The 13,244-nt window shown below is 31.8% G+C and carries 11 protein-coding genes and 1 tRNA gene; 8 read left to right on the top strand and 4 right to left on the bottom strand.

The window, feature by feature from the left end; translation table 11 throughout:
- Window positions 1-12 precede the first annotated feature (12 nt).
- Complete coding sequence (locus EYY60_RS11540; protein ID WP_132989488.1) at window positions 13-537, bottom strand: hypothetical protein; 525 nt, start codon at window positions 535-537, stop codon at window positions 13-15.
- A gap of 240 nt (window positions 538-777) precedes the next feature.
- Here EYY60_RS11540 and EYY60_RS11535 point away from each other — a divergent pair, with 240 nt between their 5' ends.
- A complete protein-coding gene (locus EYY60_RS11535) occupies window positions 778-2,130 on the top strand; it encodes a TlpA family protein disulfide reductase (RefSeq protein WP_162847877.1) in 1,353 nt (450 codons plus the stop codon).
- A gap of 82 nt (window positions 2,131-2,212) precedes the next feature.
- On the opposite strand, the gene EYY60_RS11530 is transcribed toward EYY60_RS11535, so the two are convergent.
- Window positions 2,213-3,055, bottom strand: coding sequence for a hypothetical protein (locus EYY60_RS11530; RefSeq protein WP_132989486.1), 843 nt, complete (start codon window positions 3,053-3,055; stop codon window positions 2,213-2,215).
- Between the two features lie 73 nt (window positions 3,056-3,128).
- A complete protein-coding gene (locus tag EYY60_RS11525; protein WP_132989485.1) occupies window positions 3,129-3,965 on the bottom strand; it encodes a hypothetical protein in 837 nt (278 codons plus the stop codon).
- Window positions 3,966-4,070: 105 nt separating this feature from the next.
- Here EYY60_RS11525 and EYY60_RS11520 point away from each other — a divergent pair, with 105 nt between their 5' ends.
- The 5 genes from EYY60_RS11520 (at window position 4,071) to EYY60_RS11500 (ending at window position 9,367) form a co-directional block, all read left to right on the top strand.
- A complete protein-coding gene (locus EYY60_RS11520; protein ID WP_132989484.1) occupies window positions 4,071-4,358 on the top strand; it encodes a hypothetical protein in 288 nt (95 codons plus the stop codon).
- 9 nt (window positions 4,359-4,367) lie between these two features.
- Window positions 4,368-6,854: an Hsp70 family protein gene (locus tag EYY60_RS11515; RefSeq protein WP_132989483.1), complete on the top strand. Its 2,487-nt coding sequence runs from the start codon at window positions 4,368-4,370 to the stop codon at window positions 6,852-6,854.
- Between the two features lie 368 nt (window positions 6,855-7,222).
- Window positions 7,223-7,294, top strand: a tRNA-Glu gene (locus tag EYY60_RS11510).
- Window positions 7,295-7,579: 285 nt separating this feature from the next.
- Window positions 7,580-8,671 carry a Ppx/GppA phosphatase family protein gene (locus EYY60_RS11505; RefSeq protein WP_132989482.1) on the top strand — a complete coding sequence of 364 codons (1,092 nt, stop codon included), beginning with the start codon at window positions 7,580-7,582 and terminating at the stop codon, window positions 8,669-8,671.
- Window positions 8,672-8,863: 192 nt separating this feature from the next.
- Window positions 8,864-9,367, top strand: coding sequence for a hypothetical protein (locus EYY60_RS11500; RefSeq protein ID WP_132989481.1), 504 nt, complete (start codon window positions 8,864-8,866; stop codon window positions 9,365-9,367).
- A gap of 40 nt (window positions 9,368-9,407) precedes the next feature.
- On the opposite strand, the gene EYY60_RS11495 is transcribed toward EYY60_RS11500, so the two are convergent.
- Window positions 9,408-10,700, bottom strand: coding sequence for a MutS-related protein (locus EYY60_RS11495; RefSeq protein WP_162847876.1), 1,293 nt, complete (start codon window positions 10,698-10,700; stop codon window positions 9,408-9,410).
- Window positions 10,701-11,019: 319 nt separating this feature from the next.
- On the opposite strand from EYY60_RS11495, the gene EYY60_RS11490 reads away from it, so the two are divergent.
- Together EYY60_RS11490 and EYY60_RS11485 are read left to right on the top strand one after the other, a co-directional pair.
- Window positions 11,020-11,568: a DUF4494 domain-containing protein gene (locus EYY60_RS11490; RefSeq protein WP_132989479.1), complete on the top strand. Its 549-nt coding sequence runs from the start codon at window positions 11,020-11,022 to the stop codon at window positions 11,566-11,568.
- 148 nt (window positions 11,569-11,716) lie between these two features.
- Entirely contained in the window at window positions 11,717-13,243 is a 1,527-nt protein-coding gene (locus EYY60_RS11485) for a glycosyltransferase family 39 protein (RefSeq protein ID WP_132989478.1), read from the top strand.
- The last annotated feature ends 1 nt before the right edge of the window (window position 13,244 follow it).

Here is a 13,244-nt window from a genome sequence, read left to right as displayed (position 1 = left end):
TGTAGATTTATATTAAATTTCTTCAGGGTAAAATATTTTAGAAATTATAAATTGGAATAATAATGCTATGAGAAAACAAATAAAAAATGGGATTAATAACTCAACAGCATAATAAGAACTTCTATTATTTACATACAAATCAAAAGCCAAGGGAAACAAAATAACTAAAACTATTGACCGGACTACTCCCGCAATTGGTTCTTTTTTCAAGTCAAAATATCCAGCAATTCCCGCAACAATAGATGCCAAAATATACCATTCATATCCTTTGATTCCTAAAACGGGTCCTAAAATAGCAGCTCCAAATATTATACTTCCAGTAATTTTTTGATTTTCATTATCTGAACTTTCTTCCTGAGCCTCTTCCACAAGTTCTTTTTTATACTCTCTGATTACCTTATTAACAAGTTCTTCTGCAGTACTTTCATCATATCCTGCAACAATTAATTTTATAATTTGATTCTCAACAGATAAATTATCTTTTAAATATGCTTCTTTAATTTCCTTTATTTGCTGATAACTGAGTTCTTTTTTCATTAACTAACCGAATCTGTTATTAAGAATTAAATGACTGTAAATTGGTTTAAAAAAGGCTTTTTCAATGCTAATATATAAATTAGATAATAACATATCCATGTTATTGCTTTAGTTTTTTCAAATATCCTAGGAAATTGCTTAGTAGAGATAATGACGTATCAAACATGCTATTATAAAAAATTATTTGCTATTTTTAATCAGTATTTGATTTCAAAAACTAACCATCTAAACCATCAAAAAATGAAAAAAACCTTGCTTTTATTGCTGATCGTTGTTTTATATTCCTTCACTACTCCCGAAAGAACAACAAATGTTTCAGGCAAAATCATAAATACCGAAAACAAAACAATTAGAATTAAAGGAGAATTATTTGATAAAGAAATCAAGCTAAAACCAGATGGCAGTTTTTCTGAAAATTTAGCATCAGAATCTGACCTTATTTATACAATTGAAACCACTAAAAATAGTTTCCAAATATACCTAAACAAAGATTCCAAATTGGTAATAAATGCTGACGACGCAAACTTTCCATCAACTTTAAAATTTACCGGCAAAGGAAGTGTTGAAAATCAATATTTAGCAAAAAAACAGCTTATAACTTCGGCAAACCCATATGATGTGCTCTATGCGCTAAAAGAGAATGAATTCCTGAAAAAACTGCAAGAAATAAAAACATCAGTCAATAATTTGTACCTAAAAACAAAATTTACTGACGCCGGCTTCAAAGAAAAAGAAGCTAAAAGCATTTATTATTTAGAGCAGAAGCATTTACTTCTTCATGAACAAGCCCATGGTTTTTACGGACATGAGGAAGGCTTTAAAGTTTCAGAAACTTATCCGAAGTTTGACAAAACAATTGATTTGGACAATGATTCTGACTTTTTATTTTCAAATGACTATCAAGAAATTGTGCTAAACCAATTCTATAAAAATGTCGAAGGAGATGTCTATGATATATTCGCTGCAGGAAAAAATGCAATTCCAAAACTTAAAGCGCTAAAAAGCCAAAGCATAAAAAATCGATTGATTGAAAATTCAACATACAATATCAACATAGAAAATCTAGATTATACCAAAATGTATCAAGAATACATGTCGATTACAAACGATCCCGTATTAAAACAAATACTTACAACCAAATATAATGAAGCAAATGCTGTAGAGTCAGGAAAACCGTCTCCAACATTTAATTATGAAAATCAAAAAGGAGGAAAAACTACTCTAGAAAATCTAAAGGGAAAATATATTTATATTGATATTTGGGCAACATGGTGCGGTCCTTGCGTTAAGGAAATTCCGTTTCTTCAAAAAGTGGAAGAACAATATAAAGGAAAAAATATTGAGTTTGTAACCATTTCAATAGATGCGATGAAAGATCACGACAAATGGAGCAAATTTGTTACAGAAAAACAATTAGGCGGGATACAATTATTAGCAGATAATGAATTTAAATCAAAATTCATGAAAGCCTATGGTGTCGAGCAAATTCCCACATTCATCGTTCTTGATCCCAACGGAAATATTGTCACTCCACGTGCTCCAAAACCATCTGATCCAAAACTTATTGAGTTATTGAACAGTTTGAAAATCTGATTCTGGATCCGTACTTATAAAATCACCTATAAAGCTTCAGAGCAATCTGAGGCTTTATTTTTATTTGATTGGACTTAATAAATTAACGAGAACAGTGAGCAAATAAAGACAGTATTTTTAAAGCCGCAAGTATGATAAAAAAAATGGTTTTTCCAGATATTCCATCTGAACTGCTTGATGAACTTCGATCACTAGTATTGGCAAGAACCGCTTCTCTATTGCCTACCAAAATGCGCGTTAAATCGGGATCATAAGCAACATATCCTTGCATGGCAGATATACAAGTAGAATAAAAATCAGATTGTTTATTAGCATTGTAACGTGCTGAAACTATATTCACAAGGCTTCTGATTTTATTATCTATTTCGATTGAACTGAAATAGGACAGCAAAACATAAAAACTTCTGTATTCCACATACGGAATTGCCAGCATATTTGGCGAAAGGCTTTGGTTTAAATTAACGAGAATAGAATCGACTTTTCCGCTTAGTTTTTTATTCAATTGAAAAAGTGCATCTTCGGGAAAACAGTCTTTGAAATCAAAAATATCGCTGATGTAATCAAATTTATTCTGAGATAAATTTTGATCAAAAAACAATACCAAATCATCATTAAGAAACTGATAAATAAAGGATTGAATTTTCTCCGCATCATATTCTCTTTGAGGCGCCGGGAAATTATTTCGAGAATAGTTTTTCTTCGAAAAAAGATTATACAAAACGCGGTTTGAAACTATAAAATAAAGCTCTTGTCGATACTCTTTTAAAGCCAAAATCAAATTATTGGCCACGTTAACATCTATATCCGGATTTATTCTTTTCTCGACATTTACCTGTTTTTCTGTTCGAATAATGTCTTCTGGTGAAAATAATAGAACATTGTTTTTATCTATTTTTAATTCCTCAAATAACTCTATTATATTCATTCTTAACTGTTAATTTATGACACAAACATAATCTTTTTAACGCTTTCTAAAAAGATTAAACAAAAAATAAATCTTAAGAACATTTGTTCAGCAAAAGCGGTATCATAGCACAAATTGCACCAATTAATATACTAGTAATAGGAGTCTTTTTAGTATCGCCAAGTCCTTTGCTTGCCTCGGAAACAATTTTTCTGTTTTTTTCTAAAGCTTCATTTATACTATCATGAAACGCTTTATAAAACGCCATTGATTCTATTACTTGAGTAAAAAAAACGTCATTCTTTTTTTTATTGTAAAACTCACTGACAAATGACGATAAATTGCACATTTTTTGATCTAATTCAATTGTTGCAAAATGAGATAGCAAATCATAAAATGTTCCATGCTTAATGTAAATAATACTTGAAACTTCGCTTGCTTTCAAAGTATTCAATTGAGAAATTGCAAAATCAATTTTAGAAAAAACAAGCAAATTCATTTTGTAGATAATACCTTCCGGAAAATATATTTTTAGATCTAAAAGAAGACTAAGTTCTTCAAAATAATGATACCAATTTTTTGATAATTTAAAACTGAAAAAAGACACCAAATCATCTGCTAAAAAGAGTGCTATAAAATGTTTAATTTTTTCATCAGAAACGGTCAAATTATAATTTGGCAAATCATTTCTGGAGAAATCATTGTGCGTAAAAAAATTGAATAGAATACGGTTGGACATTACAAACAAAAACTCTTCTTTGTATTCTTTCAATGCTAAAATTAAATTCTCACTTGTTTTAGAATCAATTTCTGGATTTATCTTTTTTTCAAAGTTTATTTTTTTCTCTATTCGGATGTAATCTTCAGAAGCAAATTCCAAAATTTTATCCCTTTCTAAATCCAATAAAGAAAACAATTGAATGATATTCATCTTGTAAAAAATTAATTACAGCAATGATAAAAAAAATAATATTGATAATTAATATCGTATTAAATAAATTGTAAATTGCTAATTCATAAAAATCCGATTTTAGAAATGAATGTAATTATAAACCAACTGTTTGAAATTGAAAAAAAAGCGTCAGAACAAAACTTCAGTGGTTTTGAGCGCAATCTGAAAAGAATTTACAGCGAATTGGAAGAACAAGGATATAAAATCATAAATCCGATTGGAACAAACTACGACGAACGAGACAGTTCTATTGATGCCAATATTCTTAATTCAAATTCGAAGAAAATAACCAAAGTTATTAGACCCACAATTTACAAAACAGAAAACGACACGCTGCAACTGATTCAAAAAGCAGTAGTTATAGTAGAATAATATAGCATTATGAAGAATATCAATATCGGAATTGATTTAGGAACGACGAATTCAGGAATTGCAAAATACGAAAACGGAAAAATCAGTATTTACAAAAATCCTGTTGGGTTCAAGGACACAATTCCATCAGTAGTTTCATTTCGAAAAGGACGCATTCAAATTGGTGAAAAAGCAAGAGAACACAGTGCAGTAAATGCCGAAAATGTATTTTCTTCTTTTAAACGAAAAATGGGTTCTGACGAACTCTATTTCATCAAAGATTTAGATAAAAACATCAGTCCGATTGAATTGTCTTCAATGGTTTTAAAAGAACTTATCAATTTCGCTCAAGGCGAAAGTTTAAAATCTGCCGTTGTTACAATTCCGGCTTCATTCGATACCATTCAATCTAATGCAACCAAAAAAGCTGGCTATCAAGCTGGCTTTGAAGAAATCGTTTTGCTACAAGAACCAATTGCGGCTTGTTTAGCCTATTCGAATTCCTTAAATCTTGAAATCACATCAGACCAAAAATGGCTGGTTTATGATTTTGGAGGTGGAACATTTGATATTGCACTGGTAAACATCAACGAACGTGACCTTAAAGTATTTGACCATAAAGGCAATAATTTCTTGGGAGGTGTCGATTTAGACACTTTATTTGTAGAGAAAATCATCTGTCCGAAAATTGAAAAAGCGGCTCAAGAAAGCAATCTTTGGTCAAAAATAATTTCCAAAGAAAATTCGGTTTACAACAAACTATTTTTTGAGCTTCTTTACAAAGCAGAAGAAGCCAAAAAAGAACTTTCGATAAAAGAAACTTCAAGCATTGAAATTGATTTTGACGAACTTTCAATTTCACTGGATATTGACATCACCCGAAAAGAATTTGAATTAATCGTTCAGCCTAAATTTGAAGAATCATTTCATTTGGTCGAAAAATTGATTTCAGAAAATCATCTGAAATTCTCAGACATAGAACGCATTATACTTGTTGGCGGCACCACATATATTCCTTACATACGCCAGCAATTGCAGGAACGAACTCAAATCAACATCGAAACAAATTTAGATCCTACAACCGCCGTAATGATTGGCGCGGCATATTATGCAGGTTCAAAACCTTCTGAATTAATTGAAGAAGAAATTGCGCCAGAAACGACAGCCGAAGAAAATAATATTGAAATTGAAGTCATCTATGAACCACATTCTAAAGATTCTGAAGAACTAATTGTTGCTCTTTTAGGAGAATCGTTTGATGGCTATTACAGAATTACCCGCGCTGATGGAGGTTTTGATACTGGCCTTTTGAAAGCGAATAAAAAAATTGCCGAATTTGTTCCGTTGCTGGAAAAAGCGACCAATCAATTCACGTTATTTTTGTTTGACAATCAACAAAAACAAATATTCAGCAATTCGAATATTCAAATTACCAACGGCTTATACAGCATTCAGGGACAGCCAATTCCGAACGATATTTGTTTGGAATTAGACGAAGAAACTGGAAAAAGCCATATGGAAGTTATCTTTAGGAAAAACGACATTCTGCCCTTAAAGAGAACGATTTACAAAACCTGCTCTAAAAACATCCTGAGAAACTCTGACCAAAAACTTATCATAAATGTAGTTGAAGGCAACGCTGGAAGTATGGTAGGAAGCAATCTTTCTATTGGTTACATTGAAATATGCGGAAGCGATTTTGAGCAAGATCTTTTGAAAGGAATGGACATTGAATTGAATTTTAAAGTTTCAGAATCGCGTGATCTTAGTATCGATGTTTACATTGGAGCTCTTGATTTAGAAATAAACGAAGTATTTAATCCGCATCAAAGAAAAATTTCGGTTGAGAAATTATTATCCGAAATAAAGAATGCTTTAGATACCATTTTAGAAGAAATAAGACGCGAAGAACAAGAAGAAAATTATGAATATTTGGCCAAATTAAAAAGATCTCAAGAAGCATTGACGATCCTTTATAATGAAGCATTAGAAAATAAGGATGATGCTGTAACAGATAAAAAATATCAAATTGACGAATTGAAAAAAATCTACATTCAGGAATTTGATGATCTTGTACGCCACAAGCATATATTATTGGAACTTGAGGAGTACAACAGCATAAAAGACACTTTTTCTTTTTATCTTGAAAAAGGTACGCCGCGCCAAAAAGAAGAATATGAAAAGATCATAAAAAATGAAAAGGAATTTCTTCAATCAAACAATAAATATTTGATTCGCAAAAAGAAAAAAGAATTAGACAATCTTTTGGAGAATATCTATGTCAACCAGGATGAAAGCTATATCAATTATTTCTACAGTTTCCGATTTGAAGACCCAAGCGCTTTCAAAGACAGTTCTAAACATAGCAAATTGATCGAACTTGGAGCACGAGCAATTGACAATGCCAACTTGCCCGAATTAAAATCAATCTGCCATCAGTTATATAATTTATTGATTGTAAAACCAAAAAGAAAAGACGACTTCAATACATTTGACGGAAATCTTGGAATTAAATAATTTATCGAATCAAAATTTTGCAAGTTTTTGACCTTCATTTACAAAAGCTCTAGAGAAATCTGGAGCTTTCTTGTTTTTTTTCTATTTACTGAAATTACAAACAAGAAAAACAAATAAGAACATTCTTTCAAAACAAAATTAATTTCATTTTGCTGAAAATTTTTTCATTTTGCTGAAAACACGCCACCCCATTCTTAAACCAAAAACAACCAATTATTAATCAAATAAATACAACAACATTAACTTCGATAATTTAAGAATCCTAATTGCCAAAAATGATTTCTTTAAAAAAAAATCAAAAAAAATCTCTTCAAATCCTTTGTGTATTCCAAAAATAGTTGCACTTTTGCACCCGCAATAACAAAGCAGGTCCGTTCGTCTATCGGTTAGGACGCCAGGTTTTCATCCTGGTAAGGGGGGTTCGATTCCCCCACGGACTACTTAACAAAGCTTCAGAGAAATCTGGAGCTTTTTTTATTTCTACAATATACTAGATCCATTTTCAGCACGTTATTAGCATAAACAAATTGCTATCGACTTCAAAACAAGACCTTAATAATTTAATAATGCGTTTTCTTTATAACTGAGTTTATATTTAGTAAATGTTTTCATAAATTTGCAATCTGATTACAAAACCTACTATTTCCAATCTAAAATTATGATTTTCACATAATTCACGAAAAGTCTTTATTAAAACTATATTACAACAACAATTAAAATCCACAATGTTCACAAAAAACAAACCCCAAATTTTATTTTTTACCCTTTTAAGCTTATTTTTTTCCATCACTACATTTTCTCAAAAAAGCCTTTATGGCGGAATTGAAATTGGCCGAAGAGCAATAAAAGTTTCTGTTGTAGATGTAAACAACATCAGAAAAGCAGATTACAAAATTCTTTACTTCGCAACTGACAGACTTGATTTTGCCGCACATATTGCCGAAAAAGGCGAACTTCCTCAGGAAGACATCAACAAAATCAGCATTACAGTTGTTGATCAATTGAAAAAAATCAAAACAGAATTCAAACTTCTTGAAGAAAACATCTTTATTGTTGCCGCTCCTGTTTTTGCACAAGCACGCAATGTCGAGGTTTTAAGAAACAAAATCACTACACTTACAAACAAAAATCTTGATGTATTAAACGTAAACGAAGAAGCAAAAACACTTGTAAAAGGCGCTATGCCTCCAGTTGATTTTGCTAATGCGTTTTTACTTGATATTGGTGCTCAAACTACAAAAGGCGGCTACATTGACGAACAAGACGACAAATTAGAATTCGTTCCGCTAGAGCTTGATTTCGGCACAATGACGCTTACTGACGCAGTAAAAAAGACGGTTGTAAACCCAAACCAAGCAAATGATATGACAACGTATCAAGAAAAAGCATTTGACTTCAACCCGATTTTACGCAAAAAAGTAAAAGCATTATTGGATGCAAATCCTCCATTGGCTAAAAAAGACAAAATTTACTTGTCTGGTGGCGCTGTATGGGCTTTTGCAACATTATACTACAATGATGAAGTAAAAGATCACTATATCTCATTAACCTTAGAAGACGTTATCAATTACGATGCAATTTTGAAAAACAATTTCGTAAAGTTCACCAACCTTGCTAAAACCAATAAAGAAATTGCACGAGTTTTGAGCACTTACGACCAGCAATATCTTATTTCTGCAAACAACATATTACAAACTTGCTTAGAAAGCATTCCGAATTTACAATCAAAGAAAGTCTATTTTGTAAAAGAAGGGCAAGTAATCTGGCTGATTTCATACATTGCAGATCGTTCTAAAAAAGTAAACACTAATTTTTAAGAAATTAGGACAAACAAGAAAAACCACTTCTAGCAAGTGGTTTTTTTTTACTTTATACTCTTAAAAAAGTATAAAAAACATTTTTCACTTTATAAAAAGTGACTTCTTCAACATTATTTTTTTTAAAAAAAAGGACCCTAAAGATCATTTAACTTTTATTACATTTGGAATTACAACCCCAAGCAAACCAACATGAAAAAAATGCTATTAGCGCTATCCTTATCTTTATCTTTATTAGGATGCCAAAACAAAGCTGAAAACAAAATAAAAGAAGAACAACCTACAGAAACTACAAAAGAAATTAGCGTGGCGCCAGTTTCAAATGAAGATGACTTTTTTTACATTAAACTCAATACAATTTATGGAGAAAATGGTTTAGAAGATTATGCTAAAAACGCAAGCGAAGTTTCAGGAAAAATAATCAGACAACTGAATGGCCCAGATGGAAGCGAATACTACTTAGTAAAATTACACCTGACTTTAGAATATAGAGAACTGGACAAAAAACCGCTTTTAAAAACCGACTATCTTATTGTTGGCGGAAGATTTCAAGAACAACCGCTAAAACCTGGAGCAAACAAGACCGTTGTGAACGTAGCAATTGTGAAAGATCAAACTTTAATAAACGACAGCGAACTTGATTTTAAGAAAGCTATTTTCGCTGGTTATGGAGAAGCTACCGAAATTAAGATTTAAAAACACACAAAAGCCCGAAAACCTTTTCTTGGCAGCAAAATCAGCCAACACGCAAAAGCTTGTTCAATCCTTCTTTTTCGAACAAAATTCGGCCCACTTTAATATCCGACCAACCTTTTTTCAATTTATAAGTAAATGTCGGAACACTGTCGATTAATTCACAATCTAGATAATAGGTCGAAACAGTGTCGTTTGTCATATCTTTCAATTCTTGAATATGTGTTGAAATCAGAAAATACGAATTCGAATAAAGACTAACGCCATTTATAGTTCTAGTGCAGATTTCTAGCGCATCTTCAACATTAGTGCCGCTAAAAAGTTCATCAAAAACAACAAAACATCTTTTTCCGTCGGCAGCTTTCAAGACAACATCTTTGACATTAATAATTTCCGTCATAAAGTGGCTGTAACCATTCAAAATATCATCGCGCTTGTTTATTCCGACTGAAAAATCAGTGCAAAACGGAATTTCTGCATCAGAAGCTGGAATCCCAAATCCTAAATTCCCTAAATAAATACACAAACTAACCGATTTAAGAAATGTCGATTTGCCAGACATATTTGGGCCATTCAGCACGATCACATTATTGACCGCTCTGAAACTGTTTTTAACAGGATTTTCGACTAACGGATGGTAAAAATCATTTATCACAAAACTTTTTTCCGTCAATACCGGAAAGACAAATCCACGATCAATGACAGCCTTGCTTATAGACAAATACGATTCAAACAAAAACAAATCTTCCCAAAAACATTCAATTCGACCTTCTTCTTTTAAAACCGAAATTTTAGCCAACATATTTTTAACATGTTTGGTTTTCAACTGTTTTTCCCTAATGATGTGTTCATATTTTTTAAGCTCAAAAAAGGAAAGAAATGACAGAATTCGATTCAAATCTTTTCTGTACGATTTCGGGAAATGAATAAGATTAAGCCTGGAAAAACTCACCGATTCCAATCTATAAAAAAACAGAATCAACTGGTGGATTTTATTGTGAGTCAGAATTTCATCGGCAGTTGGACCAAAAAACAAAAATCGCTTCCAATTCAACTCTTCTTCTTTAAAATTATTCAGGAAATAATGCACTTCATTTAAATACAAAACAGTATAAGAGTAGCTTTTTAAAACCTCTTTATTATGGATAAAACCCTTAAGGATATTTTGCCTCTCAACGGCATGAGCTTGGGTTGGCAAAGGCGTTTCCAACAAATGAAGAATTTTTTTTCGAGTAAAGCTATTCAATGAAGAATCATAAATTGGCAGTACTTCTTCTTTTATATTTAAATCCTGAATATTATTCATACCTAAAATGCTTGAGTTTATCTTCAACAAATACTTGATTTCAAAATTTAAATTTTGTTTAAGCTAAAGTACTAAAATACCTTCAAAAATCCTTAGTTCAAAAGTTAATAAATATACAATATAATATGATTTTTAACAAATAAAACGCACCATATTCATTTAAAGCCGATGAAATACACATTCAGAAACATCAGTTTGTAAAAAACAGCTCAAAAACAAAATTACCCAAAACATTAAACAAAATACTTTGAATTGAAGCCAATTTCAAATTGTGAATATCTATTTCCGAATTTGGCTTCTATTTTCATGGTAAAATCTATCTTTGGCATCTTTAAAAATTACAAAGAATATGAGTGCAACTTGGTACGAATGCAAAGTAAAATATAGAAAAACTGACGAAACGGGCGGACAAAAAGTTTTAACCGAACCGTATTTGGTGGATGCAATTTCTTATACAGAAGCTGAAAAAAGAATAAATGAAGAAATGGCCGCTTACATTAGTGAAGAATTTAAAATCACCAATATAAAAGTGGCTAATTTTGCCGAAATTCACCCGTTTGAAAGTGCTGATCGTTGGTTCAAATCAAAAGTTTCTTTAATTGCTTATGACGAAGAAAGCGGCAAAGAAAGAAAATCAAACATGTACATGCTCGTTCAGGCAAATGATGTGAGAGAAGCCTACGACAACACGCTTCATGTTATGAAAAACAGTATGGGCGAATATTCGATTCCAGCTATTTCTGAATCGCCAATTATGGATGTTTTTCCTTATTTCAGCGGTGAAGAAGAAGAAACTGAAATGCTTGAAAGATTCAATGCATTGAAAGCTTCAAAACCAGCAAAACTAGATGAGGAAATCATTGACCATATGGAATTTGAAACCGTAATCGAAGAATAAATTTACTTAAAGCTCCAGAGAAATCTGGAGCTTTTTTTATTTCGGAACAGAAACACTTCCTGCATTTTCAAATCAAAATTAAATCCTATATTCGTTATGCTTTTATTTAACTGAAAGAAAACCACATATAACCTAAACCAAAAACTTCATGACTAAAAAAACACTTATTTTAATTGCGTTTATCATTTTAAAATTTGTTTTGCAGTACGTTTTACTAAGTCCAGAATATGATTTGCAACGCGATGAATATTTGCATCTGGATCAGGCACATCATTTGGCTTGGGGCTACTTATCAGTTCCGCCGGTGACTTCTTGGTTCTCGTACATTATATTTTTGCTAGGAAATTCTGTTTTTTGGGTCAAGTTCTTCCCTGCCCTTTTTGGCGCCTTGACACTTATAATTGTTTGGAAAACAATCGAAGTTTTAAAAGGAAATCTATATGCACTGATTTTAGGAGCAACTTGCATTTTGCTGTCATCGCTGTTGCGATTAAACATGCTTTTTCAGCCAAATTCGTTGGATATTTTATGCTGGACCGCTTTTTATTTCACGGTCATTCAATACATCATAACCGAAAAACCAAAATGGCTTTTTGTTGGCACCATAATTTTTGCTTTCGGATTTCTGAATAAATACAATATTCTTTTTTTATTAATCGGTTTTTTGCCGGCACTTTTGCTTTCAAAACAAAGAAAAATATTAGCCGAAAAGAAATTCTATTTTGCAATGATTTTAGGCTTGATTTTGGTTTTGCCGAATCTTTTATGGCAATTTAACAACCATTTCCCGATTGTGCATCATATGAAAGAATTGGCCGAAACACAACTTGTAAATGTTGACCGTATTGGATTTTTAAAAGAGCAAATATTGTTTTTCCTTGGAGGTATTTTGGTTATACTTTCCTCCTTTTATGCTTTGCTTTTTTACAAGCCTTTTGCAAAATTCCGATTCTTTTTTGCTTCGATAATTTTTACGCTTTTGGTTTTTATTTATTTCAAAGCCAAAGCATATTACGCTATTGGCTTGTATCCAATTTACATCGCATTTGGCGCTGCGTTTTTAGGCGAAATTTCAAAAGATGGATGGAAACGCTTTTTACAGCCGGTTTTTCTTTTGATTCCGATTTTGCTTTTTATCCCAATCTACAATGTTGCTTTTCCTAATAAAAGCCCCGAAGAAATCACGGCAAAACCTGAAAAATATAAAAAACTTGGAATGTTGCGTTGGGAAGACGGAAAAGACCACCAACTGCCTCAAGATTTTGCCGATATGCTGGGCTGGAAAGAACTTGCCCACAAAACTGATTCGATTTATGCGTTATTTCCAAAATCTGAAAATACTTTGGTGCTTTGCGATAATTACGGTCAAGCTGGAGCAATTAATTATTATACCCAAAAAGGAATTAAAGCTGTTTCTTTCAACGCCGATTATATCAACTGGTTTAATCTGGACATTTATTACACTAACCTCATCAGAATAAAAGAATTTGATGAAAACAACACTGAAATTGCCGAAACTAGTCCGTTTTTTGAAAAAGGATCTATTGGCGGCGAAATCACCAACAAATATGCTCGCGAATACAGAACTACAATTTTTGTTTTTACCAAAGCTAAAATCAACATCAACAAAAGATTGGAGCAAGAAATCAAAGAAGAAAAAAATTACGACAAATAAT

The organism is Flavobacterium zhairuonense, assembly GCF_004352915.1.
Lineage (GTDB): Bacteria > Bacteroidota > Bacteroidia > Flavobacteriales > Flavobacteriaceae > Flavobacterium > Flavobacterium zhairuonense.
This window is presented reverse-complemented; position numbering and strand designations above follow the sequence as displayed.

Coding starts and splice junctions, on each gene's coding strand:
- EYY60_RS11525 (WP_132989485.1), bottom strand. CDS start 3,965: ATGAATATCATTCAATTGTTTTCTTTATTGGATTTAGAAAGGGATAAA.
- EYY60_RS11490 (WP_132989479.1), top strand. CDS start 11,020: ATGAGTGCAACTTGGTACGAATGCAAAGTAAAATATAGAAAAACTGAC.
- EYY60_RS11485 (WP_132989478.1), top strand. CDS start 11,717: ATGACTAAAAAAACACTTATTTTAATTGCGTTTATCATTTTAAAATTT.
- EYY60_RS11515 (WP_132989483.1), top strand. CDS start 4,368: ATGAAGAATATCAATATCGGAATTGATTTAGGAACGACGAATTCAGGA.
- EYY60_RS11535 (WP_162847877.1), top strand. CDS start 778: ATGAAAAAAACCTTGCTTTTATTGCTGATCGTTGTTTTATATTCCTTC.
- EYY60_RS11520 (WP_132989484.1), top strand. CDS start 4,071: ATGAATGTAATTATAAACCAACTGTTTGAAATTGAAAAAAAAGCGTCA.
- EYY60_RS11500 (WP_132989481.1), top strand. CDS start 8,864: ATGAAAAAAATGCTATTAGCGCTATCCTTATCTTTATCTTTATTAGGA.
- EYY60_RS11540 (WP_132989488.1), bottom strand. CDS start 537: ATGAAAAAAGAACTCAGTTATCAGCAAATAAAGGAAATTAAAGAAGCA.
- EYY60_RS11505 (WP_132989482.1), top strand. CDS start 7,580: ATGTTCACAAAAAACAAACCCCAAATTTTATTTTTTACCCTTTTAAGC.
- EYY60_RS11530 (WP_132989486.1), bottom strand. CDS start 3,055: ATGAATATAATAGAGTTATTTGAGGAATTAAAAATAGATAAAAACAAT.